This window comes from Paenibacillus sp. F4 (genome assembly GCF_002894905.1).
Classification (GTDB): domain Bacteria; phylum Bacillota; class Bacilli; order Paenibacillales; family Paenibacillaceae; genus Paenibacillus; species Paenibacillus polymyxa_B.
In genome coordinates this window covers 40,700-67,278 of the sequence record NZ_POVS01000025.1, presented here as the reverse complement: position 1 = coordinate 67,278, position 26,579 = coordinate 40,700, and the positions used below count along the sequence as shown (strand labels likewise).

The window sequence follows — 26,579 nt, the reverse complement described above, 5'->3', positions numbered from 1 at the left end:
GGGTGGAAGTGCAGTAATGCATGGAGCTGACCAATACTAATCGGTCGAGGGCTTATCCTAAAACAAAACGCAAATGAGTTTCGGATCCAGTTTTCAGGGTGTAACCTTGAATGTAGAATTTGCACAGCAAATTCATGTTTGGTGGCGATAGCGGAGGGGTTCCACACGTACCCATCCCGAACACGACCGTTAAGCCCTCCAGCGCCGATGGTACTTGGACCGCAGGGTCCTGGGAGAGTAGGACGTCGCCAAGCAACAAGTAAAGAGGACCATGATCTCATTGAGATCATGGTCCTCTTTGGTATATTACGGTACAAACCACTTATATAATTGCTTCTATGGTGCGCATTCAAAGAGGAGATATGCTTTTGTGAATAGCCATTACCTTTGGAAACGCTTATTTTTAAAGGTTGTCCTTCGTAGGAGTACAGTTGTTTGTACAGGGAAATACTAAAGGTTAGGGCTATTGATGAAGGCTTGACACCCCTATACCGCTTTGCTAAGATTGCAATAATATATTTTCAGAGAGCCTTGATTTGTCCATGTCGGACAGACAACAAGACCAATACAGACTAAACAATTTGAAGGAGGATCATCTTGGTGTGGGAAGATAAATTCGGTAAGGAAGGCCTTACCTTTGACGATGTTTTGCTGGTACCTCGCAAGTCGGTGGTTCTGCCCAAAGAAGTAAGCGTGGCGACTCGTTTGAGTGATAACGTAAAGCTAAATATTCCTTTGATGAGTGCTGGTATGGATACTGTTACTGAGGCAGTGTTGGCAATCGCGATGGCTCGTGAGGGCGGTATCGGTATTATTCATAAAAATATGTCCATTGAACAGCAAGCGGTAGAGGTGGATCGGGTTAAACGCTCGGAGAGCGGTGTTATCACTAACCCATTCTCATTGACTCCGGATCATTTGGTGTCCGATGCTGAAGCAGTTATGGGTAAATACCGTATTTCTGGTGTACCTGTTGTAAACGAAGAAAACAAACTGGTGGGTATTATTACTAACCGCGATCTTCGCTTTATTCACGATTTTAACCTTAAAATTAGTGAAGTCATGACGAAGGAAGAACTGGTAACTGCACCTGTAGGTACGACTTTACAGGAAGCGGAAGTCATTTTGCAAAAGCATAAAATTGAAAAGCTCCCTTTGGTCGATGATGAAAATTATCTCAAAGGTCTTATTACCATTAAAGATATTGAGAAAGCTATTCAATTTCCGAACGCAGCGAAAGATGCACAAGGGCGTCTTCTGGTCGGTGCGGCTGTCGGCATTTCCAAGGATACATTTGATCGGACTGAAGCACTTGTAAAAGCTGGTGTGGATATGATTGTCGTGGACTCTGCTCACGGCCATCATATTAACATTATTGAAGCGGTCCGCAAGCTGCGTGAAGCTTATCCTGATCTGACGATTGTAGCAGGTAATGTAGCTACTGGTGATGGAACGCGCGAATTGATTGAAGCAGGAGCATCTGTCGTAAAAGTCGGTATTGGTCCAGGCTCCATCTGTACAACACGCGTAATCGCAGGGATTGGTGTTCCACAAGTAACAGCAATTTATGATTGTGCAACAGTAGCACGTGAATATAATATTCCGATCATTGCAGACGGTGGTATTAAATACTCCGGTGAAATTACAAAGGCCATTGCAGCAGGCGCTTCTGCGGTAATGCTGGGAAGTCTTTTTGCAGGTACGGAAGAAAGCCCAGGCGAGTCTGAAATTTATCAAGGACGCCGCTTTAAAGTATATCGTGGTATGGGTTCTATGGCTGCGATGAAGCAAGGTAGTAAAGATCGTTATTTCCAAGATGACGATAAGAAATTGGTACCGGAAGGCATCGAAGGACGCGTTGCTTATAAAGGACCACTTTCCGATACTGTTCATCAGCTGTTGGGCGGTCTTCGTTCCGGTATGGGTTATTGCGGTACAGCTAATATTGAGGAGCTTCGTAACGATACAAGCTTTATCCGTATTACAGGCGCTGGTCTGCGTGAGAGCCATCCGCATGATGTGCAAATTACGAAAGAAGCACCAAACTACTCTCTATAAAGTTCGGCTGTAGTAGACTTGACGACAGGCAGAGCGTATTTCGCTCTGCCTGTCTTTTTTTAGAGATACCCCTGTGATAGAATAGACAAGTGTCCGCCTTTATGACGAAATTATTGATGAATTAGGGCATGTAGGTCTTTTGGACGATTCCTACCAGTGAAGAAGATTCGAGCAGGAAATGCTCATGACAGGATACAACTAAGAAAACGAAATAAAACTGGTTTTATAACATTAAAACATTAATTACATTGGCCAAGTAGAGGCTGTAACCACCGTCTCGTTATACATAGCGGATCGGGTTGAGGTACGAGAGGAGTTTGTATTCATTTGAAAGCGAACAATTTAAAGCAAAATACAAAACGCAGCATGATTAAAAAGAGTGTGACTGCAGTCATGGTGCTTAATATGATGTATATGTCAGCATTGCCTGTGGTAGGCAATTTCGATCCGAGCGTGGCTACTTTTGCAGCTGGAGCGGCAACACAGGCAACCAATATTACGGGGACAGGTTCTATTAACCCCCCTAGTCTGGCACTACGTTCCGCCATTTTAATCGAGCCTTCCACTGGGCAAGTATTGCTGTCTATGAATCCAGATGAGCCACTTCCACCAGCAAGTATGACTAAAATGATGACAGAATACATCGTGGCTGAACAGGTTAAGCAAGGTAAACTCAAGTGGACGGATAAAGTTACGGTTAACGAGAATGCTTCTAAGAGCATTGGATCACGTATTTTTTTGGCTCAAGGGGATCAACATACGGTAGAAGAGCTTTATATTGCAATGGCGGTAGGTTCTGCTAATGATGCAACAGTAGCCCTTGCTGAACGCGTATCTGGAACCGAGCAGGACTTTGTAAAACTAATGAATGAAACAGCTCAGAAAATGGGTATGAAAAATACGTACTTTATCAACTCGACTGGTTTGGATCGTAAGGATATGCCTACAGAGTTTCAACCAGACACAGACAGGGAAACTGTGATGACAGCGAGAGACGCGGCTACTCTGGCTGGTTACATCATTAAGGACCATCCGGATTATACACGGTTTACCACAATTCAATCTTACAAATTCCGTCCGACCGACAAAGCGCCAATTATTAACTATAATTGGATGCTAGAAGAAAATAAAAATATTACTAACTTTAGAAAGTTTGCTTATCCTGGCTTAGATGGAATGAAGACAGGTCATACCAATAATGCAGGAAATTGTTTTACAGGAACCGCTGAACGTAATGGAATGCGTCTCATCAGTGTAGTTATGGGAGCTGATTCAGATGCACACCGTTTTACAGAGACAGCTAAAGTGCTGAACTATGGTTTTGATAATTTTGAAGTGAAGCAGGTTATTGCTCCAAAGACGGTGGTTAAGGGTGTTGAGAATGTTCCAGTGACCAAAGGCACGGAAACAGAAGTACCGATCGTCACCAAGGATGCAGTAAGCTTTATCGTACCTAAGGGTGCGAGCAATCCTAAGGTAACCTTTACAACGAACATTACACCAGCAAGCTCTCTGGTGGCACCTTTGAAGCAAGGGGCCAAAGTCGGAACAATTACGTACACGTACAAGACAGACGGTGTGGATAAAGGGCAGACGAAAACCGTGGATCTGGTTACTACGACGGCAGTAGAAGAGGGCGGCTGGTTCCGGATGCTTTTCCGGGCAATCGGTGATTTCTTCGGAGATCTGTTCCAGGGAATTAAGAACCTCTTCTAAAAAAGCGAAGCTAAGCGATCTACCTTGTTTTCATTACTTATTTTGCAGCTTGAAATGATTGTGTATTTGGCATTCGTGCGGTAAAATATTAAGTTAGAGTCTAAACGTAACCCTTATAGGAGGCAACGACATGGAAACGGGAACTTCGCGTGTAAAAAGAGGTATGGCAGAGATGCAAAAAGGTGGCGTAATCATGGATGTCATGAACGCTGAGCAGGCTAAAATTGCAGAGGCAGCAGGAGCTACAGCTGTAATGGCTCTTGAACGGGTGCCTTCGGATATCCGTGCAGCTGGTGGGGTTGCTCGTATGGCTGACCCAACGATTGTGGAAGAAGTTATGAAGGTTGTTTCTATTCCTGTTATGGCTAAGGCTCGTATCGGTCACTATGTAGAGGCAAAGGTACTGGAATCTCTCGGTGTTGACTATCTCGATGAAAGCGAAGTGCTGACACCTGCGGATGAAGTTTTCCATATTGATAAGCGGGAGTTCACCGTTCCATTTGTTTGTGGAGCCAAGGATCTGGGAGAAGCGCTGCGTCGTATTGGTGAGGGTGCATCTATGATCCGTACGAAGGGCGAACCGGGGACTGGGAATATTGTTGAGGCCGTTCGGCATATGCGTTTTATCAATGGTCAAATTCGCAAGGTGCAAAACTTGTCGAAGGACGAGCTGTATGCAGAGGCGAAAAACCTCGGAGTTGCATATGAACTGCTGTTGGAAGTGCATGAGCTTGGCAAACTGCCAGTGGTCAATTTTGCAGCGGGTGGTGTAGCAACACCTGCCGATGCCGCGTTAATGATGCATTTAGGCGCTGATGGCGTCTTTGTAGGTTCTGGTATTTTCAAGTCGGATAGCCCTGAGAAGTTTGCACGTGCAATCGTGGAAGCGACCACTCATTATACGGATTACAAGCTGATTGCAGAAGTCTCCAAGAATTTGGGAACTCCTATGAAAGGCATTGAAATTTCCAAACTGGCACCGCATGAGCGCATGCAGGATCGTGGTTGGTAAGAAAGAAGGGGCCGGCATGAAAATAGGTGTATTGTCGCTTCAAGGCGCTGTAGCTGAACATATACGTAGCGTTGAACGTGCGGGTGCGGAATGTATAGCGGTGAAGAAGATCGAACAGCTCAATGAGCTGTCCGGTCTTATCATTCCCGGTGGTGAAAGCACTACTATTGGTAAGCTAATGCGCAAGTATGATTTCATAGAGGCTATACGTCAGTTTTCCAATCAAGGCAAGCCTGTATTTGGCACTTGTGCGGGATTGATTGTACTGGCTAAAACGATTCAAGGACAGGAAGAAGCACATTTGGGACTCATGGATATTACAGTATCGCGTAATGCATTTGGTCGCCAAAGAGAGAGCTTTGAAACAGACTTGAACATTAAAGGGATTGAGGAACCGGTTCGTGCTGTATTTATACGCGCGCCATTAATTCAGTCTGTTGGAACGGGAGTAGATGTGCTGTCTGAGTATAACGGCGAGATCGTGGCAGCCCGTCAGGGTCATTTGCTGGCTTCATCCTTCCATCCGGAGTTAACAGACGATTACCGGTTACATCAATATTTTGTGGATATGGTCCGCGGATAGTGAAAGTCAGGTTTGTAGTGTAGGAGGGATTACCTGTGTTAGATATAAAGATTTTACGTAATGAGCTTAGTCGGGTTGAGAAAGCTTTGCAGAACAGGGGGAAATCTCTGGATCTGATTAATGGTTTTACAGATCTGGATGTAAGCCGTCGTGAGTTACTTCAGGAAAGTGAAGGGCTCAAAAATCGTCGGAACGTGGTATCCGGTGAAGTAGCCAAGTTGAAGAAGAACAAGGAAAATGCGGATGATCTTATTGCAGAAATGCGTCAAGTCTCCGATCGTATCAAAGAATTAGATGAGCAAGTACGCGAACTGGAAGTTCAGATCGATGAATTGGTAATGTCTATTCCGAATATTCCGAATGATACAGTACCTGTAGGCGCATCGGAAGAGGATAATGTAGAAATCCGTCGCTGGTCGGAACCGCGCGAGTTTTCTTTTACACCCAAAGCGCATTGGGAATTGGCTCAGGATCTAGATATCCTTGATTTTGAGGCAGCAGCCAAGGTAACGGGTTCTCGTTTTACGTTCTACAAAGGACTGGGAGCAAGATTAGAGCGTGCGCTGATTAACTTTATGATGGATCTGCACAGCAGTGAGCATGGTTATGAAGAAATGCTTCCTCCATACATTGTAAATCGGGACAGTTTGTACGGAACGGGTCAACTTCCGAAGTTTGAAGAAGATTTGTTCAAGCTGCGTGATACTGAGTATTATCTCATTCCTACTGCTGAAGTTCCGGTAACGAACTACCACCGTGAAGAGATTATGAATGCGGACCAGCTTCCGAAATATTATGTGGCATACAGCTCTTGCTTTCGCTCGGAGGCAGGATCAGCAGGACGTGATACACGTGGCCTGATCCGTCAGCATCAGTTCAATAAGGTAGAGATGCTTAAGCTGGTTCACCCGGATACCTCTTATGAGGAATTGGAGAAAATGACGAATAACGCTGAGCGTGTTTTACAGCTGCTCGGACTTCCATATCGCGTGCTGGCACTTTGCACTGGAGATATGGGTTTTACGTCTGCCAAAACGTACGATCTGGAAGTATGGTTGCCTGAGAGTGGCATGTACCGTGAGATTTCTTCCTGTTCAAATACGGAAGACTTCCAAGCGCGTCGTGCGAACATCCGGTTTCGTCCAGATTCGAAGGCAAAGCCTGAATTTGTACATACGCTGAACGGTTCAGGATTGGCTGTAGGGCGGACTGTGGCTGCTATTTTGGAGAACTATCAGCAAGAGGACGGAAGCATCGTGATCCCAGAAGTGTTGCGTTCATACATGCGAGGCATTGAGGTTATTGCTCCTAAACAGTAAGTGTTGCATTCTTAGAAGATCTGTGGTAAAATAATTTTGTTGCGCCTGAGTATGTTTAAAAGGGAAGCAGCTTTATCCATTTACCACCTGGAGAGGTACCGAAGCGGTCATAACGGGGCGGTCTTGAAAACCGTTAGAGTGCAAGCTCACATGGGTTCGAATCCCATCCTCTCCGTCAGTTTAATAATTTCCTTGCTGCATAAGGATTTGTAGCAAGTATGATTGAAACGCACTTTACCGTTGGATAGCGGTGTGGTGCGTTTTTTTGTGTTCGTGACCGTTGGATAAACATCTGACGGAGGTATAGGATTATGAATACAAACACGGGGGGCAAACCGCGTAAACGCGGGCAGCGGAAGAATAGTTTGGACATTCCCCAGCGGTTTCTTGACCGTCTGAGTCCATCGGTTTTGGAAACGTCTCGGGTGGCGCAGGATGAGAGAGCGAGCGTATCGCCTGAGATTCTGACACTGGAGGGGCTGTTCAAACGCTATTACACCGCATACTCTATTTTTTTCATACATCAGTTTGCAGGCCCATAATCAATTGCAACTAATATCTCGACAGGTCAGATCATTGTATTCCAAATATATCTTGCAGATAGTTATCAAGAATACGAAGGGGCTCGTGTAAAGCTTGGTTTGGAAACTTATGAGTTACCTTATAGCATATTCTTGGAGGCACCGATACCGATAGTTTCTGAAGAACAAAATCTCCCATCCGCATCATATGTGCGCCAATCGAAGCGGGAACTATCGTCCATTGTCTGGCGTCCTTCAAAAAAGTAGTGATGAGTCCCGCTGAGTCCAGATGAACACGGGACGGGCAAAGAGGGTCCCACCACTGGTCATGTCTGAATTGAAACTCTCTATTCCAATTTATGAAGACTTCGTCTTGCGCCGCCAATTCTTCCATTTCAACAGTATCTCCGGCCTGCCGCCCCGACACAGCCAGGCGCAACAGCATCATTTCTTCAGTAAAAAACGGTTTAACAGTGACACTAGGCGACACGATTTCTCGCACCACAAACGCCACATCCATCTCGCGCCGCTCAATACTATCAAAAGCTTCCTGAGTATGCTGCGTACGAATTTGCAGTCGGATGGACGGGGTATGCTGATTAAGCATTCTATATACAGAAGGCAAAACAAATTGACTTATACTTTCGGCAGCGCTTATTGCCAGACTTAACTGCGAACCGCTAGCCTGCAAGATTTGTGTTTCCCTCCAGAGAGCATCCCATCTTTCCGCAATGCTAAAAAAGTTTTCCCCTTTTGGGGTCAGACTGATTTTGGGTGCCCCTTTTCTTCGCTCAACCAAAAGGCCACCCATTTCCTGTTCCAATGTCTTTAACCGATAGCTCACCGTAGCTTGTGACAGGTGCAGCAATTCGGCCGCTTTGCTTATACTCTCGGTTCGTACGATAGCTAAAAACGCTTCAATCCCAGGAAAATACATAGAATACCTCCTCAATATATAGAAATGATTAATATAGTTCACAAAATATTTGAGTTTTACAACATTATTCTTTATGTTTAAAATTATCGTTAATAAAGACGAGGGGCAAATGTTTTTTCACTGGAATTAGATTGCTGTTGAAACGGCAAGAACAGCAAAAGTCTTTTCCATTGCTCTAAAAGTTGCTTTATTATAGTACGTTTTCATATTCCCAGGTATTCATGCCGGTAATATTGGTTGTAAGGTAGCGCAGCGTCTTGGAAACTTTGAGGCATATGGTCCGATCCTGCAGCGGCTAAATGCACCGATCAATGACCTTTCAAGAGGTTGTACTGCCGATGAAGTCTATAATATGGAAATAATCACTTCTCCTTCAAAAGGATAAAATGAAGATCATCAAACGGGTTTTCTTCGAAGAATGGTATAGGTAATGAAAGGTGGTTTAGCAATGAAGATTCTCATAGTTGGCTATTTTAGCGAGACCTCGAAATCAAATATTGTAAGGTATTTTCCTCAAGACTGGAATGTTGTAATTGTCCCGCCCGGAAAAGAAATGCTGCATCATATTGAAGATTGCCAGGTAATCATCCCTGAACATATTAAAGTGGATCACAGCCTGCTTTCTATCGCAAAAAAATTAAAATTGGTACAGACGGGTGCAGGATTTGATAATGTAGATGTCCCTGCCTGTACACAGCTCGGCATTTGGGTGGCCAATGCTGCAGGAGTGAATGCACAGGCAGTGGCCGAGCACGTAATGGCACTGATATTGTCTTATTATAAAAACATACCGTTTCTTGATACTTTCATGAAAAACAGGATGGATGAAAACCAATTGGACTATACAGGGAGTGAATTAAAAGGCAAAACGATTGGGATTATCGGTTTGGGCGCTATCGGGAAAAAAGTAGCTGCATTTTGCAGGGTGTTTGATATGAATGTGCTGGCTTATGCGAGAAATGCTCTTGTACAATCTGACGGTTTTGTGAAAATGACGGATTTCGATACTCTTGTAAGCACATCGGATATAGTCAGTGTACATGTACCCTTGAATCAGCAAACCAAACAACTGATCAACAAAGCGGCATTCAAGAAAATGAAGAATACCGCTCTTTTTATCAATACAGCCCGCGGCGGGATTGTCAGCGAAAGAGACTTGATTGATGCATTAAAAAACGGGGATATTTCAGGCGCATGCCTGGATGTGTTTGAATCTGAACCGCTTCCTATTGACAGTGAGCTCCGGAATCTGGGTAATGTGATACTTACTCCCCATACAGCAGGAATGCCTGATGGTCGAAAATTTCATAAAAAAAGATATGATTTCTTTATAAACAATATAAAACGTGTAGAAAATGGTGAAGAGCCTGAAAGCAAGCTCAATCAGTTATTATAGTTTTGGTGCAATAAAAATGAGCTATCGGGGCAGCTCCGTGCACCTGGTTGCCTCCAGATAATGGCAAGGGGGACACGGCAGCGTTACAGACAGGCCAGCAGTTGTAGCGGTTCTTGCATTAGACTTCACAAACCCAGTCATACCAAGGCTCGGCGGCTTTTCATAGGTAGTAACGGTCTTGAAAACCGTTAGGGTGCAAGCCCACATGGGTTCGAATCCCATCCTCTCCGCCATATTCTAAAATAAACCAAGCCATTCGAATACGATAGCTGGTACATTGGCCTTTATACGCCAATGATCAGAAATCGTGGGGAATGGCTTTTTTGTTGTATAAAAAGCTCGTTTTTTTCACACGTTATCAAATGTGGAGGTGCTGGCATGAATCGAGAAATGACAGTAGATCAGCAAAAGCTGGTAGAGGCCTGGCAGGAACAACTGCCGATTCTTTTGAATTCAGGGGACAAATCACAGGTACAGGCAGATGAAGCCGACAACCGGGCTATACGAATCCACATCGAGGTTGAAGGCCGACAAATGTACTCCTTTGATTTTGCATGTACTTATGTAGACTCCCGGGAAGTACAGGTTAGCTTAGTCGATGTAGAGCGGGACGGACAGTCTGTGGATGAACGAACAGATATCATTCAGCAGCTAGTGTCCGATTATACTCGGCATATTCACCAATGTGCCCAAACATTACAGTCGTTGACGCATTCGTAGGTCATGAAGGAATGAGGAGGAAGGCTACATGACAAAAGCCAAAAACGGACTGGATAAAAACCTGTCTAACATTGTTGATGATTTGGAGCAGCGTCCAGTTAATAGTCATCAGGCACAGCAAGTGCAGCAGGATCGTAATGATCGCCGTCATCAGGATTCACTAAATCACGATAAAACGGAAGATCTACACCATCTATAGTCCTATTTTTAATGGTAATAAACGGATTCGTTGATGTACCACAAATATAGACTGAGAATGGAGGATGCATAAATGGGCAAGCCTAAAGCCATTCCTGTCCCCGAAGCACAGGATTCTGGTGGAAGTAACGAAAAGCGTGAGCGTAGTCATCAGCAGGAGCCGTTATCCGGTTCCAAGAAGGTGAAACAGCGGAATCACGTGGATCACCATAATAGAGAAGGCTCATAAGCAGGCAGACCTTTCTCCTAAAATATATTGCATAGTGTAAGACACCCTGGTTAGAGAGCCAGGGTGTCTTTGTGCTTATTGTAAGAAAATTTTCCAATAAGTGTTTCGCCGTTTGAGAATATGAGTTAAAATAGGAGGTGTGTATTTTTTTTGTTAGCATAAAAAAGGGGTTAATTACGAGAGGAGAGAATCTACACAATGAGTAAAAAGTTATCCGTCTTGGTACTCACTATGGTGTTGCTTTTGACGGTAGCCCTGGTAGGTTGTAGTAAGAAGTTAGAACCGAAGGAAGCTGTTACGACCGGTACAGCTAATGCAATGAAGTTGAACTCTTATGAATCCAAAAGTCAATTCACGATTAAGGAACTGACCATTACATCCGCTTCTGTTCCAAGTGAGCAAAGTGCAATGGTAACTAGCATGCTGAAAAATGCTGATATTACGCTGGATGGTGTATACCAAAAAGAACCTTTCCAATCTGAAATGACGCTCGGCATTCATTTGAAAGGTGATCTTTCCACCAGCTTCACGATTCCAATGGTAATGACTAAAGATAAACTGTACGTTAAAATTCCTAATATTCCATTTTACCCGCTTCCACAGGATGTTGTAGGTAAATTCCTGATCATTGATCCACAAGAACTGGCTAAACAATCAGGACAAGAATTTAATCCTGCAGCCATGGATCAGGAAAAATCGCAGAAATTTGCGAATGAAGTGATTGCTGCTATTATGAACGAGTATGATCAAGCTACGTACTTCTTTGATATTGATCCTAAAGACGCTAAATTGCCACAAGGCGTTGAAGCTAAACAAGTAGTTCAGTTCAAAATAACGAACGACAATGTGAAGCAAGCGACCAATACATTTATCACTAAGGCGCTTCCTAAAGTCCTTGATGTGATGTCTAAAGATGAATATGCTGGTATGCTTCAAGTGAAGAAGGAAGAGCTGGCTGAAGCGAAGAAAGAACTGCAATCCAACACCAGCGAAGTTAGCAAAAAGCTGGATGAGTTGAAAAACTACTTGACAGTGAAACAGTTTGATATTAACACAGCTTTGAACAAGGATGACATTCCTGTGTATCAAGACCTGAATGCGAATGTAGAGATGAATGATCCGGCTACAAAAGACAATGTAAAATTGTCCGTAACAGGCTACACGCAATACAGCAAAATCAATGCTAAAGCAGCATTTAAAGTGGGTATTCCAACGGGTGATCAAGTCCTGACTATGGAACAACTGCAACAAAAAATGCAAACTGTTGCTCCTTAATTATGGGATGACATGATTGCAAAACATCATTTTTTTCGAATATGATGTAAGAAAACCGCTCGGCTTATGCCGAGCGGTTTTTTGTTTACTGCCAATGTTGTCCCTGTGCAGTCATTTAGCTCTGCCACACGTCATCCTCAGCCAAAAGTCCAAACATCTGGTGATCCTGCCATGTGCCCTGAATCTGTACAAGCTTGCGAGCAGTGCCTTCTGGCTGGAATCCGCACTTTTCTAATACACGTTGTGAACGATCATTATGCAAAAGAGTACCCGCTTGGAGACGATGTAGAGATAAGGCACGAAAGGCATATTGTATGGTCAACTTCAAGGCAGCAGTCATATGTCCTTTACCCTGTTCATGATGATCCATCATGTAGCCGATATCAGCGAATTGTCCAACTCCACGTACTAAATTGGAAATGGAAACATAACCGATAAGTCGCTCCTCCTTTAAGAGAAAGATGCCGAACGTGTACCCTCGATCCTCTTCGGCTTGCCGCAGCCTCTGACGGATGTAATCCTGCTGTTTCTCTAATGTGAAAAATGAATCCTCGTAAAGCGGCTCGTACAGCGCATGTGACTCCCTATTTCGCACCCTAAGGGCGAGAAGGGCTTCGCTATCCGCCAAGCTAAATGGCCGTAAAAAGATACCTTGAGGCGTATTATACAAGCTCATAGGCATGGATTGATCTCCTTCCATTGAGAATTAGCAATAAGATGAATTATTTTGGACTTTTCCCCCTCAGGATGAGGATGGGGGAGGAGACAATTTGGCTGCCGCTCTTTTTTGCCGGAGATGCCGAAAAAAGCTCGTTAGCAGCGAGGCGCATTCCTCCTGCAGTACACCACTAGTTACTTCTGTACAGTGATTAAACCGAGGCTCCTGTAATAAATTCATCAGCGTGCCTGCGCAGCCTGCCTTGGGATCTGTAGTTCCGTATATCAAATGGGGAACCCGTGATTGAACAATGGCTCCGGCGCACATTGGACACGGCTCCAGAGTGACATACAGCCTACAATCCAGCAGGCGCCAAGCGCCTAAGTGCTCACTGGCCTGACGAATGGCAACCATCTCTGCATGTGCGGTTGGGTCAGCATCCGTCTCGCGCAAATTGTAGCCGCGACCGATGATTTCATTATCTTTTACGATGACAGCCCCGATAGGGACTTCACCTAACGTTTCTGCCTTATATGCTTCCTGAATGGCTTCTTTCATCCAATAGGCGTGATCCATGGTGGTCACTGGGAAAATGCTCCTTTCAAAACGCGGAATTATCCAACGAACAAATATTCCGTTGTTAACATGATGTGAATAAAATTGTGGATAACATGGCACTTGTCCACAGGTTTATCCACAGTTTATAATAAAATCTGTGTATTTGTGGACTACTTGTGGATGATTATCTTCTTATATTGTAGGCAAACCCTTGTCTATTGACAATACTGTACACAAGGTGTGTATTTATGTATATCCGGTAAATGTAAATGCTGGTATCACAGGCGCTATTACGGTATCATTGAGTTAGCAATTGCCAGTAATCGCCAGCATACGGCAAGAGGTGAGAAATCAGTGTGTCGATAAAAATCAGAATAACGATCATTTTGTCGGGGTCCGTCCTGTTTATCCTTTTATTAAACATCGCACTCAATTATTACACGACCCACGAAAATCTAAGAAGTGACAGTGAAACTAAAATGGTTCTGACGGCTAAAATTATCGGAGGAGCTATCGAACAAACCCAACATAGCTGGGAGGCCGTTGACAAGCAGCTCGGATATAATCTGTGGCTTTCTGCCACGTTGGCTGCTAATCAGCTAGGTCCTGACATCCGAAATATTCAGCAGGAACAGCTTCAAAAGGTGGCCTCACTCCACAGAGATACTAATATTTCTTTGATGATTCGAGACGGGCAGGGGTATAAGGTTGTTAAATCTTCGGATCCAAAAGAAGTAACGCCATTTGATCCATTGACAGGGTATTGGAAAAATGCAGTTGACCAATTATATGAGCACGGACAGGCTGCAATGGCGCAAGGTCAGAAACTGGATCATTTTTGGACCGGATCATTTGACTACACCGGTTCAGACTCCTCACAGATTAACAAATGGGGATTTTATTATGACCAAAAACGTAATTACTTAATTCGAATCTCCTTTCAGGATACTTCAGTGCAAGATTTCATAACCATCCTGAGCCCCGATGAGATCGTAAAGCAAACCCAACAAGTGGATTATCGCATCATGGAGATTACAGGAATTAACCCTGCAACCTTTGGTGGCGCTTCGATGGACAAGAACGGGAACGATTCGAAATACTATTACATGTACAATAAACCAATCCAATTTGGCACGTATCAACTAACGAGAGTGCAGGAAGATCGTTTGGCCGTGTCCAGAGCTATCCTCTCCGGGGAGAGTATTGTACAAGACTGCTATATCAAAGGCGAACGGGTTCTCGTCAGTTACATACCTTTTTACCCGGCTAACCGCGAAGCCTATGTTATCCGTATTGTTATGAATTATGATACGATTACTTCTGTTATTTCCAAGCAATTGATAAGCTTAATTGCTATTTCCATTGTCCTTTTGGAGGTTGTAATCATTGGAAGCTATGTGCTGGCAAGTCTGTTTGTCCGCCCAATTCAGTCGATTCTGGGGAAAGTGAACGAGATGGCTGATGGTCATTTTGATACACGGCTAGAAATAAAAGGTGGTCATGAGCTTGCACAGTTGGGTGAACGCATCAATGCGATGGCCTACAACCTAGGGATGTACACGAGAAGACTGGAACAGATGTATGAAGAGAACCGTTCTGTAAAGGAGCATCTGGAATCGGTTATTAATCAGACAGCTGATGCGATTCATGTAACCGACGAGGAGGATCGTGTCGTTCGGGTCAATCATGCCTTCGAAGCTTTGTACGGCTGGACCAAGAAGGAATTGGTTGGTCGTAAGCTGGAGTTTGTACCTCCGCAGCAACAGGAGGAGTATGAATTTCAGAAGAAGAGCCTGCTTCAGGGAGAGAGCATCGTATCAAGTGAGACCCTTAGAATGCGTAAGGATGGAAGTACAGTAGAGATCAGTATGAGCACGTCGCCTATTCTGGATGAAGAAGGCCAAATTTTGGGGTTTATCTGCGTGTCGCGTGATATTACGGGTCGCAACCGAATGGAGGAGTTGTTGCGCAGATCAGAGAAACTGACAACCGTCGGACAATTGGCGGCAGGCGTAGCGCATGAGATTCGTAACCCGCTAACTACGCTACGAGGCTTTCTCCAACTACAGCAGCAAAATCAAGTGTTGAATATGAAACACAACGATATTATGATGTCTGAGCTGGATCGCATTAATTTGATCGTTAGCGAGTTTTTAATACTGGCGAAGCCACAGGCAGTGCATTTTCAGAAAAAGGATGTTCGCTATATTGTGAGCGACGTGATTTCTTTACTAGATAGTCAGGCGCACCTGCTGGGCATTGTATTCAATCTTCAGGTCACGGACGAGCCTGCCCTAGTATACGCTGAAGAAAATCAGTTAAAACAGGTATTCATTAATTTACTTAAAAATAGCATGGAGGCTATGAGTAAAGGTGGTATCATCACGATTCATTTGTTCTTGGAGGGAGAAAACGTTAAAATCTTCATACGGGACCAGGGAACGGGTATTCCCGCAGAAATGCTGTCCAAGCTAGGAGAACCTTTTTTCACAAACAAAGAAACAGGGACAGGACTAGGACTTATGGTCAGTCAGCGTATTATACAGAGTCATAAAGGCACACTGGATATTGAAAGCACAGAGGGAGAGGGAACGACAGCCCTGGTGCAGCTTCCGATTGCCAAGCCGGAGTAACGGGCTGGACGCAGGAGGAAGTGTGTTAGTAGAAATGGAGGGTACACAGGTTGCGCATTAACAAGTTTATCAGCGAAACCGGTTTTTGCTCGCGCCGGGAGGCGGACAAGCTGGTAGAGAGCGGCCGCGTGACGATTAACGGCGAAGTGGCTGTGCTGGGTAGTCAAGCGGAAGAAGGCGATGATGTTCGCGTGAACGGCAAGCCACTGCGCGAGAAGTCCGATCACGTCTATATTGCATTGAACAAGCCGGTGGGCATTACAAGCACAACCGAGAGCCACATTAGAGGCAATGTTGTTGATTTTGTGGGGCACCCGCAGCGGATATTCCCGATTGGACGCCTGGATAAGGATTCGGAAGGTCTCATTTTACTTACCAATGATGGGGACATTGTGAATAAAATTTTACGGGCAGAAGGCAAGCATGAGAAAGAATATATCGTAACGGTGGATCGCCCTGTCATACCATCTTTTGTGCAGGGCATGTCCAGCGGGGTGAAAATACTCGGCCAGCGGACGCTACCTTGTGAGGTGACGCGTGTATCTGAGTATGTATTCCGTATTATCCTCACAGAAGGGAAAAATCGTCAGATCCGGCGTATGTGTGCTGCCTTCGGTTATGAAGTTAAAAAACTGCAACGGCTGCGAATCATGAATATTCGGTTGGGGTCCCTTCAGAAAGGTGCCTGGCGTGATCTGACAGAGGCTGAGAAGCAGGAGCTTGGCCAGATGCTCGATTATACGCTTAGCTAATGCCAGAGGGGCTCGTATAGCCTACAGCGTATGATCGTCGTATCTGAAAGGGCAAAGTACAGGAAGCACTAAACAAAGAGGCACCAGCTGCATAAAAATGCGGCGGTGCCTTTGTTCATATAACATATGCATAATCAACCTTCATTCGAGCTTGAGGTAGGACTGATAACCTGTGTTCCGTTCTGATATTTGCGGAGAACAGATATTTCAACACGACGGTTTTTGGAGCGTCCTTGACCATCTTGATTGCTTGCCAATGGACGATACTCGCCATAACCGATGGATACAAACTTGGTTGGATCGAGATCTGGATTGAGCAACAAGATACGCAAGAAATTCAGAGAGCGCTTGGCGCTCAAATCAAAGTTGGACGGGAACTGGCTGTTGGAGATCGGTACATTATCCGTGTGACCTGATACGATAACATCATAGCCAGGGAACTGCTGGAGCATACTAGAAATGGACTTGGCCAGCTTTCTTGCTTCCGGCTTTACTTCGGCCTGCCCGGATGAAAACAGGGCATTATCACTAATGGTGATCATTAGTTGCGATTGGTTTAGCTTGGTATTCAGCAAGGGGGTCAGGCCGTTATTTTGAATATATTGATCCATCTGTTTTTTAAGCTTTTTTAAATCTTCTTCTTCCCGCTGGGCAAGCTGTTTTTGCAGTTCAGAGGTAGAAGTAGCTTTCGATTTTACGGGTTGTGACACTTGTTCTTTATTTTTGCCCATATCCATGGATTGTGACGACGGATTCGCGGCCGAGTGATCCAGCACGCCAGTGCCGCCACTAAAAGCTGCATTCAGGGATTGAGCCATAGTTTCAAATTTTTTGGCGTCGAGCGAGCTCATACCGAATAAGACAATGAAAAGAGCCAACAGAAGGGTCATTAAGTCGGAATATGGCAACAGCCAGCTTTCGTCAGCATGCTCTTCATGCGGTTCATGTCTCTTTTTACTCACTGGAATCGCCATCCTTCTGGGTCATCGTAGCCCGTTCGGTCGGAGTCAGGAAGATCGTCAGTTTCTGACTGATGGCGATCGTCGATATCCCCGATTGAATGGAAAGCAGACCTTCGACCATCATTAATTTAAGCTCTACTTCTTTTTTGGATAACCGTTTCAGCTTGTTGGACATCGGATGCCACAGGACATAACCTGTAAAAATACCGAGCAACGTCGCAATGAAGGCTGCTGCAATGGCATGAGAGAGCTTTTCCATGTCACTAAGGTCAGCCAGAGCGGCAATCAGACCTACAACCGCACCGAGTACCCCGAGCGTTGGAGCATACATACCGGCTTGGGAGAAGATCAGTGCGCCAGAGCGATGTCGATCCTCGGTAGCATTGATATCCTCCATCAGAACGTCCCGTACGAATTCCTGATCATTGCCGTCAATAATCATTCGCATGCCGCCACGCATAAAGGGATCGTCGATTTCCTCTACCTTAGATTCCAAGGCGAGCAGACCTTCACGACGGGTAATGGATGCCCACTCGGTAAACGTACCGATGAGCTCTTTGCGGTCTAACAGTTTTTGTTCAGTGAAAATAACCTTGAACAGCTTCGGAATCCGTTTGATTTCTGCCATCGGGAAGGCCATAAATATACTCGCTGCCGTTCCGACGAAAATAATCATGTAAGCAGCGGGATTATTGACCAGATTGACGACCGGAGCGCCTTTTAAGATCATCCCGACGACCAGTGACAAAATCCCGAGCACAAGTCCGATAATGGTTGAAATTTGCATGATACACCTCATCCATGAGAATAGATTTTGAATCCTTTCATGCCGCCGGGGTCGTCCTTGCCCCAAGCGCGTCATTACAAGACGGATTATAGTATTTATCGACAAAACTCTCTTTTTTGTTAAGTGCGAATTTCCGGTATAATAAGGTGATTATGTATTGAATGGCGGAACCATTGGAGGAAATGGCATGGGAGTAAAGCATGGGCGTGAGTATGAACAAATTTTGAACGATTTGACAGAGGCTGTGGGGCGCATCCCAGATAGCTATGAATTTTTTGAGATGGAAGCAGAAGATTGGGACAGGCTGGACCCGGCGGGACGTCAGGAAGTCAATGAAGCTTTGGCAGAAGACTTATTTTATGCACTGGGTACAGAGCCCACAATCACTGTAGGGAGTGGCGTTGTGATCTATGAGCCGGAGCAGCATCGCATCTATGTACTTATTGGGGACGAGGAGCTGACGTCAGTCCCTTTGATTTGAGGTCCGTCTTATGGATTTATCAACGGGGCCGTGGTAATATGTACACCAATATATCGTAGTTTTGGCCGTATTTAAGCGGTCGAAAGGCTTCCGTATAAACGGGGAGGAGTTCGTAACATGCCTTTTACACAAGAAGAGATTGAAGCACATCTGGAGAAACTGGAGGGCTGGGAACTGGAGGAAGGACGTTGGATCGTCCGAAAATATAATTTTTCCAGTTTTATGAAAGGGATTGCATTCGTGGATGAAGTTGCCGCTATATCTGAAGCGTTCAATCATCATCCATTTATTACGATTGATTACAAGACCGTGACTCTGCGTTTGACCTCTTGGGACGACGGCGGTATTATGGCCGTGGATATTAAGGAAGCCCAACAATATAATGAAGCTTTTGAAAAAATGCGCAGCAGTCATTGAGCTTGTAATGATCTGTCGTATGATGATAAAAGCGCCTTCGCTATACAACATTGCGGTTGTATGCCGAAGGCGCTTTTATCATAGAATCTGGGTTGGGTGCTCGGGACGATATACCATACAATAAAATGGTTTTTTGCCATCAGGAGTCTGGCGTTCATAGGTATCTGTAAGCTCAAATCCAGCCGCCTTGTAGGCCCGGATAGCGCGCCCATTCCAAGTGAGCACCTCTAGGTCAATTTCATTCTTCGGGTTGCGTCGTTGGGCTTCCTCTGCAATGGCACGGACAAAATCAGAGCCTTTGCCATGTCCGCATCTTTCAGGGTGCATTCCAAGACCTAGCCGGGTCACACCGATCATAGGAAAATATTGAGCAAATCCCGTCAGCTTGTTCTCTTTATCCAGTACGGCAACATATTGCTCTTGGCGAAGCGTGGGACTTCCAAATTCGACTTCAAGTGCCTTCATTTGTTCCCAGGGGAGCCAACCGTATATGTTATAAGGTGGATCATAGCGCCACTCACAGATTGCAGCCGCTTGATGCTCATCCATCGGTACGATCCGATAGTTGGATATTGAGGCCGGCATGTGTTTCATCCTCCTTTTACACAGGTACTTCAATCATTAACAACAGATTGTAGACAAGTTGCAGGGGAATGGCAAGCGTGTTTATTTCATACCCAAGTCGGGTATACATTCAATAAGAAGGATTTACTGCTCATATGCTCCCCCAGCGCTGACGGTAAAACCGACGATGTTCGCTACAATTGAAACCTTTTGAGGATTCAGTTCGTCAGTAATGATAATAATTGCTGATGTTGTGGACATAAAAAACCGCAATTCGATTCCGGTCAGAATCAAATTGCGGCTAGGGTTAGCTTGCTGTGCGTTAGTTATTCTACGTTGTCGTCATCAGGAATTTCTGAAGCTACAGAATGGTAAGCGTCTGTGCTCATAATTCTTTTTGCACCGACATAGCGGTTAGCGTAATAATTTTCGTTCAGTGAGCTAACTACTACACCACGTGAAGTCGAGGAGTGGGCAAATTTCCCTTCACCTACGAAGATACCTACATGGGAAATGCCTCTTCCTGTGGTGTTGAAGAACACCAAGTCCCCAGGTCTCATTTCATCGCGGGATACAGAAGATCCCATTTTGAATTGTGATCCGGATTGATGCGGAAGTTTAATTCCCAGTTTGTTGTATACGTACATTGTGAAGCCGGAGCAATCGAATCCCTCGAGTGTAGTGCCTCCGCTTCTGTAGCTCGTTCCTTTGGCATCTTGAATGACCTGGTCCATCTTAGAGTCTGCATATGCACTGCCGCCACCGAATGTAAAAGATGTAAAGGCAATGGCAAGACCCATAGCTGCGATCGTTAGCTTCTTCTTCAAAAAAAATATACCCCTTCCAATGCCTGCGAGGTTAGCTTAAGGATTCGGTAGAAGGTTCCCCTATGACCACTCTGTTGCGAGATCAATTCACCCAAACTGGTTCCCCCGCTTCCTAGGTGCCAGGAATTAGGCTTAACTTAAGATGTGCACCTTGGAGAGCAGTATTCACAATAACGTTATTTTTGAGATAAAGGTTACAATAAAGATTACAAAGTTGTTACTATCAGTTCACTGCGATTATTGTAACAAAGACGGCTGGCTTTGGCAAATGTTTCATTGCAAAAAGTTACAAAAAAAATCTGCTCCTAATGTCCCAGGAACAGATCTTGTTAACAGTATTCAGTTATGTGTCGTTTGCGCGGATATGAATCAAGATTTTTCGACAGACAGAAATGAAGTAAAAAACATAAAGGCAGGGCTTAACTTCTACTGGAGATATCGGTATGCCATAGTCTGTACTGCGAACTGATATGCCACAGCCTGACCAGACTAGTAACAAAATGATACGATTGCTGGAGAATGAGCGCCAGCATGCCAGTCCAAATCATCGCCACGGTGCCAAATAGACCGAAGACCAGCAGCACACAAGCACCGAGCAAAAGGGATATACCGACAGCTGGGAGGAACTGGCGAAAGAAGGCGAGCAGGGACGATAGTATGGCGTGACCACCGACAGTCCCCAGTTGCATATACAGGATGCACTGCCGAATGAACCATCCGTAAGCCATCCACCCCATAGCATAGGGCAACAAATGAAGCAGGTAAGAGGGAGACTGAAGCGTTCCTGCTACAATAGGGTAGAGTCTCGGTACTACCCAAAAGGCGGGAAGCAGCAGCAGTCCCAACTCGATGGTGTAATACAACAGCGACGACATGCCATGGCGTTTCATACCCTTGAAAAAGGACAGGCTTTGCGGTTCAGTCGCATCGGTATGCAGGCTTTGATATATTCCGGCTCTAATGAAGGGAGTGATCAGTATGCGTAGTACAGTCGCCCCTAGTAGTATCCACAAATACACATGTACTTCCTGGCTATCCACCAGAGCAATCTGGCTCTCCATCCAAAACAAGGTCTGTCCCAGCTCGTTGTGACCCTGATCAGGATAACGGAGCAGTAGCGGGATAACGGCAGACTGCACCAGCCGATAGAGAAACACCCCCCACAGTAGTCGATACAGAAATAAAATGATAACGATATAGAATCGTATGCGCACCAGCGCCCAGCCCTCTTTTATAACAGTCCGCATCTATAGACACCTCACCATGACAGACTTCCAAGCAGTGTTTCTAACAGCTTGGTTACACTTACATTCCAACGGGTTTGTTGCTTTTCGTCCAATTCGGCCTTTAGGCTATTGTTAATATGCTTGTTCTCCAGTGCAATGGTATATAGAGGATCAAGGGTTACATAGGAAACGGGAGAAGTACTTTTGATCCGAAAAGTTGTGCTTTTGCCCGTGCCGTCCCAAGCCTTGAATATCGTTGTCCCATCCTTGAAGGTAAATTGGACAGGGATCTTGGGATAATCCGCCCCTTTTTTGCTGACCGTCACGACGGCTTCATATCCATTCTCCAGCTTGTGGTTTGTGATGTGATCCACTGAAAAGTCCGCCATCTGTCCGTCATATACATACTGTTCAAAATAGTGGCTCCATGAGCGTCCGGTGACTCTCTCCACGATACGTTGAAAATCCTGTGAGGACGGATGCTTGAATCGGTACGTCTGGACGTAGGTCCGCATAATGCGATCCATTTTTTTCATACCCACCTGACGTTCAATGCCCCGTAGTACCAGCTTGCCTCGAGAGTAGGCATTTTGCGCATACTCAGCAGCTGAGCCGTACTTCCATGACTCGCGGTTTAGCGGCTGTGGGGAGGCTACCTGTCCCGATTGTAATGGCAAGTTGGGAGTAAGCCCATATTCTTGTTCCATAAGCCGCTCCTCTGCATAGGAGGTGAAGCCTTCATCCAGCCACGGCTCCTCAAATTCATTATTGGCTACCATTCCGTAGAAATATTGATGTCCAATCTCATGAACTAATGTCCGTTCCAGACTATAGCCAGGATTCAGATTACCCGCAGCAGCGGCCGTGATGAGTGTCGGATACTCCATACCGCCGGCTCCATTGCCTGATTTGGGTGGAACCACGATGGATAGGGTGGAATATGGATAAGGCCCGTACCATTTGCTGTAGTACGAAAGGGCGGCCTTCGCTGCGCTCATATAGCGTCCTTTGAGCTCCTTGTGCGACGGGTCAAGGTAGAGCTTAATTTTGACACCAGGGACTTCAGCGGAAGAAAAGGGTTCTTCTACGGTTACAAAGTTGGGTGAAGCGGACCAGGCAAAATCGTGTACATCATCGGCATAAAATTGATATATTTTTTGGCCGTTCTGTCGGACGGCACCACGGGTGGGAAATCCGGTCGCTGCTACGATATGAGTTTCAGGCACCCGAATCCGTACGCTGTAAATTCCAAAATCGGCATAAAACTCGGAGTTACCATGATACTGGTGGAGGTTCCAGCCCTCCTCGGCGCGTCCACGCTGTCCTGCAGTCTCGTAGACGCTGAGCTTCGGGAACCACTGTCCTGCCATTACAAAATCATCTGTCGCACCCATACGAGCGAAGATGGCGGGCAGTTTTACCTCAAACTTCATATATAATGTGATTTCTTCGCCACCTCGTACCGGCTTGGGTAGACGCACCTTCACGAGCGAACGGTCGCCTGCGTTACCGTCATCTGGCTGCACATATTGGATGCGGTGCATGAGAGATAAACCGTCTTCTGTTTTTAGTTCAGTCAGCGTCATGGAGCCAAAGCCGTCTTTGGGCATGGTGTCTCCTCGCAGCTTTCCACCGGATTCCTTCATAAAGGTGGTTTCCATGGAAGAGAAGGCATTCGGGTATAGATGAAGATACAGATCATTCACGGTTTTCTTGCCCGGATGCTTCCAGGTCAGTGTCTCAGTGCCTCGCAAAACCTGTCCTTTTTCCAGAGACACATCAATGTGGTACTCTACCACCCGTTTGCTGAGGATTTCTGTAGCGGGCTGTGGAGGGTTCTTGGGCAGGTCAGGCAGGATGTTTGCCCCTAGAGGCTTGCCCATATTTGGGGCAAGCGCAGACTCAGACAGGGAGCCGTATAGTGGTTGGCCTATGGACTGCGGGTCAGATAGCGGTTGGGGCTGCCAGGCAAACCATAACGTCCCTGCGAGGAGACCGAGGGCTAGTGTAGACAATAAAACGATTTTAGTGCGTGCTGGGGTCATACAATGGATACCTCCCGTTGACAAGCATCTACAGCATGTATATGTTTGCTTTCAGGAGATTATTAGTTAAAATATTTATAGTGTAGAATGAGTGTGAAGACGGAAAATGGAGGTCTAGTGACGCATGAGTGAAAATCAGCCGGACGGCAAAAAACAGATTGCACTGAACATTGTCAGTGGCAAGAGTAAACATAAGGGTTTCGGCGCAGGCTCAATCGACCTGAACAGCATGTCTCCGGTCATCATTGACCGAGGAGAGGCGAAAATTGATATCGGTGCCATGCATGCCAAAAGTAAAGTAGAACGCGGTATCAAGTTCTCTACGAATAAAGAGGATGTACCGAATGGACGCCAAGTATGGCTCGTATGGGTAGCCGTGGATCGCACGCCCGAAGGACGTATGTACGGCGGTGCCACCGCCTGCGAGATGCTGATTGACGACGAAGCCAAACGCGGCTGGAAAATCCTCGCCGATCACGTCAACCGTATGGATTATGCGCTCAAGCGTCGCTTCATGCTGGATGATCTCGGCAGCGAAGATAAAGCAGCGCTCAAAAGCCTGCTAATTTCGCATAACGAGGAATGGTGGGACGCTTCGCCTGAGGAATTGAAGCAGGCGCTGGAAGGGTAAGAAAAGCGTTAACGTAGTAATAGTGATGTAAAAAAAGCAGCCGCTTCTGTGGGCTGCTTTTTTTGTTGCGAAATAGCTTTCAGCATGAATGTATGATCGTGGTGATGGTATAGAAAGAATATTTTTCTGATTTGACACTAACCTTTTAGTAAGTAGTTGTACTAAAAGTGCATACTTACATATTTGTAGTGCGCGCTTTATACTCAGAAAATAAATAATACTCAAGGAGGATAAGTCTTTGAAAACTCTTGTTATCGTAACACACCCAAGCATAGAAACATCTGTGATAAATAAGCGATGGGTAGGAGAACTCAAAAAATATCCAGAAAAGTATACTATACATGAATTGCATACGGTTTACCCTGACGGGAACATTGATGTGGAAAAAGAGCAGCACTTAATTGAATCGCATAGTAAGCTTATTTTACAGTTCCCTGTTTATTGGTTTAGTAGTCCGCCTCTCCTTAAAAAATGGCTTGACGATGTTTTTGCTTATGGCTGGGCTTATGGTTCAAATGGAGGATACAAATTAAAGAATCGCAAAGTTGCTTTAGCTGTATCTGCCGGAATTAAAAAAGAAGATTATAGTGAAAAGGGGAGATATCGCTATACACTTGAGCATCTATTATCCCCTTTTGAAACAACCTTCCTATATTGCAGTGCAGATTATCGTTCGTTCTTTTCGTTTTATGGTACAGAAAATGAGCCTGGCGCAGATGCCCCAGGTTTGTCCGAAAGCGAATTGGAAAAAAGCGCACGAGATTATTTGAGTTTTATTGACAGCCTGTAATAGGAATGCCTATTGCTGTCCGTCCTCCAGAGCTGGCAAACCATTTTCCTCTCCCCACTCGCACATCATATTTAACAATGGGATGAGAGAAAGGCCACGCTTAGATAATGAATATTCAACTTTTGGAGGTATCTGGGGAAATTCCTTGCGTATGATAAGGCCATCTGCCTCTAGCTCTTTTAACATAATGCTTAGTGTTTTGAAGGAAATGGTGCCGATACTTCGCTTCAGCTCGTTATGCCGCATAACCTTATTTTCAGAAAGCCAATATATAATGATCATTTTATATTTACCACTTATTAAGGACAACGTATATCCAAAGCCAGTGTCTTTTAGGACCACGCCAGACGGAACACAGGTTTCACCCATAAGTTACACTCTCCTTTAGGTAAGTATATAATATAAATGTGCATACTTTACAACTGATCATTATGCAATCTTAGTGAAATGATGTAAAGTATGCTCGTTATAAAATGTTTCTGTATCTTTAAATAGAGTGATTTTAGAAACGGAGAGGAGCGCCTTGACATCCTGGAAAGGCATTCACTATAATTCAGATAGAAATCGCTTCCACTCTTCTTTTTATTCATTTTGTGGAACCGGTTCCTTAAAAGATGTAGTTAAGTCCTGTTCACTGTTTATGAATGTAATCTCTAAATAAGGTGGCATCGTTATGTTTAAATGGTTGAAAAAGAAGGCGGCTCCTCGTATTGAAGAATTCGACATGGTAGCACCAATCAAAGGAAAAGTGGTTTCCCTTGAAGAGGTTCCAGATCCTGCGTTCTCTACGAAGGCTATGGGGGAAGGCATCGCTATTCATCCGACTGAAGGTAAAGTTACTGCTCCTTTTACGGGTAAAGTCGTCCACGTGATGGAGAAAAGTAAGCATGCTCTGATCATTGAGCATGTATCCGGAGTACAAATTTTGATACATGTCGGGATTAATACAGTCTCCCTCAAAGGACAAGGGTTTAACCCTCACGTTCAAACAGGAGATAACATTAAAGCAGGGCAATTACTGATGGAGTTTGATCTAGACGCGATTCAACAGAGTGGATTTCCTGTAATTACTCCGGTAATCGTTCCAGACGGGCAAGAGATGATTAGTCATGTGGAATTCTTGGAAGGTACATCTGCCTCTCCAGAAGTATCTGTATTAAGAGTCCACTTAAAAGCCTAGTTCTCATCTTCTTTCTTTTGTGTAATAGTGAGATTTATTTTAGAATTAACAATAAAATATGTTAGAAAAAAGACTAACCAGGAGTTCCTGGTTAGTCTTTTCTT

28 protein-coding genes, 1 tRNA gene, 1 rRNA gene, 1 pseudogene and 1 riboswitch are annotated in these 26,579 nt (G+C 45.0%); of the genes and pseudogenes, 21 read left to right on the top strand and 10 right to left on the bottom strand.

From position 1 onward, the window contains the following. Nucleotides 1–137 precede the first annotated feature (137 nt). From rrf to C1T21_RS25500, 8 genes are all read left to right on the top strand, one after another. Nucleotides 138–254: ribosomal RNA gene (gene rrf / locus C1T21_RS25535) — 5S ribosomal RNA — on the top strand. 346 nt (nt 255–600) lie between these two features. Beyond that, nucleotides 601–2,058, top strand: a complete 1,458-nt coding sequence (gene guaB / locus C1T21_RS25530) for an IMP dehydrogenase (RefSeq protein WP_013308172.1) — start codon at nt 601–603, stop codon at nt 2,056–2,058. Nucleotides 2,059–2,385: 327 nt separating this feature from the next. Further along, nucleotides 2,386–3,774: a D-alanyl-D-alanine carboxypeptidase family protein gene (locus tag C1T21_RS25525; RefSeq protein WP_103050245.1), complete on the top strand. Its 1,389-nt coding sequence runs from the start codon at nt 2,386–2,388 to the stop codon at nt 3,772–3,774. A 130-nt stretch (nt 3,775–3,904) separates the two neighbouring features. Continuing rightward, nucleotides 3,905–4,786: a pyridoxal 5'-phosphate synthase lyase subunit PdxS gene (pdxS, locus tag C1T21_RS25520; protein WP_061831829.1), complete on the top strand. Its 882-nt coding sequence runs from the start codon at nt 3,905–3,907 to the stop codon at nt 4,784–4,786. Between the two features lie 16 nt (nt 4,787–4,802). Next, entirely contained in the window at nt 4,803–5,369 is a 567-nt protein-coding gene (pdxT, locus tag C1T21_RS25515) for a pyridoxal 5'-phosphate synthase glutaminase subunit PdxT (protein ID WP_103050244.1), read from the top strand. Nucleotides 5,370–5,404: 35 nt separating this feature from the next. Continuing rightward, entirely contained in the window at nt 5,405–6,688 is a 1,284-nt protein-coding gene (gene serS / locus C1T21_RS25510) for a serine--tRNA ligase (RefSeq protein WP_103050243.1), read from the top strand. A gap of 89 nt (nt 6,689–6,777) precedes the next feature. Beyond that, nucleotides 6,778–6,863, top strand: a tRNA-Ser gene (locus C1T21_RS25505). Nucleotides 6,864–6,999: 136 nt separating this feature from the next. After that, nucleotides 7,000–7,230 carry a hypothetical protein gene (locus tag C1T21_RS25500; protein ID WP_069290776.1) on the top strand — a complete coding sequence of 77 codons (231 nt, stop codon included), beginning with the start codon at nt 7,000–7,002 and terminating at the stop codon, nt 7,228–7,230. Between the two features lie 31 nt (nt 7,231–7,261). Here C1T21_RS25500 and C1T21_RS25495 read toward each other — a convergent pair whose 3' ends face one another. Next, nucleotides 7,262–8,146 (bottom strand): LysR family transcriptional regulator, encoded by an 885-nt coding sequence (locus C1T21_RS25495; protein WP_103050242.1) that lies wholly within the window; start codon nt 8,144–8,146, stop codon nt 7,262–7,264. 199 nt (nt 8,147–8,345) lie between these two features. On the opposite strand from C1T21_RS25495, the pseudogene C1T21_RS25490 reads away from it, so the two are divergent. From C1T21_RS25490 to C1T21_RS25465, 6 genes and pseudogenes are all read left to right on the top strand, one after another. After that, nucleotides 8,346–8,531: pseudogene (locus C1T21_RS25490) on the top strand (phosphate acyltransferase); the annotation flags it as partial. Between the two features lie 63 nt (nt 8,532–8,594). Then, entirely contained in the window at nt 8,595–9,542 is a 948-nt protein-coding gene (locus tag C1T21_RS25485; protein ID WP_103050241.1) for an NAD(P)-dependent oxidoreductase, read from the top strand. A gap of 378 nt (nt 9,543–9,920) precedes the next feature. Then, entirely contained in the window at nt 9,921–10,262 is a 342-nt protein-coding gene (locus C1T21_RS25475; protein WP_029514958.1) for a hypothetical protein, read from the top strand. Nucleotides 10,263–10,290: 28 nt separating this feature from the next. Continuing rightward, the gene (locus C1T21_RS27505) at nt 10,291–10,461 is read left to right on the top strand and encodes a hypothetical protein (protein ID WP_007428073.1); all 171 of its coding nucleotides are present in this window, start codon (nt 10,291–10,293) and stop codon (nt 10,459–10,461) included. Nucleotides 10,462–10,533: 72 nt separating this feature from the next. After that, nucleotides 10,534–10,689: a small acid-soluble spore protein P gene (locus tag C1T21_RS25470; protein WP_029514956.1), complete on the top strand. Its 156-nt coding sequence runs from the start codon at nt 10,534–10,536 to the stop codon at nt 10,687–10,689. A 198-nt stretch (nt 10,690–10,887) separates the two neighbouring features. Beyond that, a complete protein-coding gene (locus C1T21_RS25465) occupies nt 10,888–11,964 on the top strand; it encodes a hypothetical protein (protein ID WP_053324341.1) in 1,077 nt (358 codons plus the stop codon). Between the two features lie 115 nt (nt 11,965–12,079). Here C1T21_RS25465 and C1T21_RS25460 read toward each other — a convergent pair whose 3' ends face one another. Next, nucleotides 12,080–12,646, bottom strand: a complete 567-nt coding sequence (locus tag C1T21_RS25460) for a GNAT family N-acetyltransferase (protein WP_103050240.1) — start codon at nt 12,644–12,646, stop codon at nt 12,080–12,082. Nucleotides 12,647–12,706: 60 nt separating this feature from the next. Further along, the gene (tadA, locus tag C1T21_RS25455) at nt 12,707–13,207 is read right to left on the bottom strand and encodes a tRNA adenosine(34) deaminase TadA (protein WP_103050239.1); all 501 of its coding nucleotides are present in this window, start codon (nt 13,205–13,207) and stop codon (nt 12,707–12,709) included. Nucleotides 13,208–13,536: 329 nt separating this feature from the next. On the opposite strand from tadA, the gene C1T21_RS25450 reads away from it, so the two are divergent. Continuing rightward, a complete protein-coding gene (locus C1T21_RS25450; protein ID WP_103050238.1) occupies nt 13,537–15,813 on the top strand; it encodes a PAS domain S-box protein in 2,277 nt (758 codons plus the stop codon). Between the two features lie 50 nt (nt 15,814–15,863). Then, entirely contained in the window at nt 15,864–16,565 is a 702-nt protein-coding gene (gene rluF / locus C1T21_RS25445) for a 23S rRNA pseudouridine(2604) synthase RluF (RefSeq protein ID WP_069290781.1), read from the top strand. A 134-nt stretch (nt 16,566–16,699) separates the two neighbouring features. Here the strand turns inward: rluF and motB are convergent, their stop codons facing one another. Together motB and motA are read right to left on the bottom strand one after the other, a co-directional pair. After that, nucleotides 16,700–17,527, bottom strand: coding sequence for a flagellar motor protein MotB (gene motB / locus C1T21_RS25440; RefSeq protein ID WP_103050237.1), 828 nt, complete (start codon nt 17,525–17,527; stop codon nt 16,700–16,702). Next, nucleotides 17,520–18,314, bottom strand: coding sequence for a flagellar motor stator protein MotA (gene motA / locus C1T21_RS25435; protein ID WP_029514943.1), 795 nt, complete (start codon nt 18,312–18,314; stop codon nt 17,520–17,522). Before motA ends, motB begins: the two co-directional genes overlap by 8 nt. A gap of 187 nt (nt 18,315–18,501) precedes the next feature. On the opposite strand from motA, the gene C1T21_RS25430 reads away from it, so the two are divergent. Both C1T21_RS25430 and C1T21_RS25425 read left to right on the top strand, forming a co-directional pair. Then, nucleotides 18,502–18,795, top strand: a complete 294-nt coding sequence (locus tag C1T21_RS25430; protein ID WP_013308186.1) for a hypothetical protein — start codon at nt 18,502–18,504, stop codon at nt 18,793–18,795. 117 nt (nt 18,796–18,912) lie between these two features. Then, on the top strand, nt 18,913–19,212 hold the full coding sequence (locus C1T21_RS25425) for a 4a-hydroxytetrahydrobiopterin dehydratase (RefSeq protein WP_007428083.1): 300 nt from the start codon (nt 18,913–18,915) through the stop codon (nt 19,210–19,212). A 78-nt stretch (nt 19,213–19,290) separates the two neighbouring features. Here C1T21_RS25425 and C1T21_RS25420 read toward each other — a convergent pair whose 3' ends face one another. The 4 genes from C1T21_RS25420 to C1T21_RS25405 all read right to left on the bottom strand — a co-directional run bounded on the left by C1T21_RS25420 (nt 19,291) and on the right by C1T21_RS25405 (nt 23,874). Further along, nucleotides 19,291–19,797 (bottom strand): GNAT family N-acetyltransferase, encoded by a 507-nt coding sequence (locus tag C1T21_RS25420; protein ID WP_103050236.1) that lies wholly within the window; start codon nt 19,795–19,797, stop codon nt 19,291–19,293. A 305-nt stretch (nt 19,798–20,102) separates the two neighbouring features. Beyond that, entirely contained in the window at nt 20,103–20,603 is a 501-nt protein-coding gene (locus C1T21_RS25415) for a C40 family peptidase (protein ID WP_103050235.1), read from the bottom strand. A 5-nt stretch (nt 20,604–20,608) separates the two neighbouring features. Beyond that, a riboswitch (cyclic di-AMP (ydaO/yuaA leader) is annotated at nt 20,609–20,746 on the bottom strand. A gap of 276 nt (nt 20,747–21,022) precedes the next feature. After that, on the bottom strand, nt 21,023–21,850 hold the full coding sequence (locus tag C1T21_RS25410) for a hypothetical protein (protein WP_103050234.1): 828 nt from the start codon (nt 21,848–21,850) through the stop codon (nt 21,023–21,025). An 11-nt stretch (nt 21,851–21,861) separates the two neighbouring features. After that, the gene (locus C1T21_RS25405) at nt 21,862–23,874 is read right to left on the bottom strand and encodes a M1 family metallopeptidase (RefSeq protein ID WP_103050233.1); all 2,013 of its coding nucleotides are present in this window, start codon (nt 23,872–23,874) and stop codon (nt 21,862–21,864) included. 124 nt (nt 23,875–23,998) lie between these two features. Here C1T21_RS25405 and C1T21_RS25400 point away from each other — a divergent pair, with 124 nt between their 5' ends. Continuing rightward, complete coding sequence (locus C1T21_RS25400) at nt 23,999–24,505, top strand: YwhD family protein (RefSeq protein ID WP_013368743.1); 507 nt, start codon at nt 23,999–24,001, stop codon at nt 24,503–24,505. A gap of 238 nt (nt 24,506–24,743) precedes the next feature. Beyond that, complete coding sequence (locus C1T21_RS25395) at nt 24,744–25,295, top strand: NAD(P)H-dependent oxidoreductase (RefSeq protein ID WP_103050232.1); 552 nt, start codon at nt 24,744–24,746, stop codon at nt 25,293–25,295. A 9-nt stretch (nt 25,296–25,304) separates the two neighbouring features. Here C1T21_RS25395 and C1T21_RS25390 read toward each other — a convergent pair whose 3' ends face one another. Further along, a complete protein-coding gene (locus C1T21_RS25390) occupies nt 25,305–25,664 on the bottom strand; it encodes a winged helix-turn-helix transcriptional regulator (protein ID WP_103050231.1) in 360 nt (119 codons plus the stop codon). A 304-nt stretch (nt 25,665–25,968) separates the two neighbouring features. Here C1T21_RS25390 and C1T21_RS25385 point away from each other — a divergent pair, with 304 nt between their 5' ends. Next, nucleotides 25,969–26,475 carry a PTS sugar transporter subunit IIA gene (locus tag C1T21_RS25385; RefSeq protein ID WP_103050230.1) on the top strand — a complete coding sequence of 169 codons (507 nt, stop codon included), beginning with the start codon at nt 25,969–25,971 and terminating at the stop codon, nt 26,473–26,475. Nucleotides 26,476–26,579 lie beyond the last annotated feature (104 nt).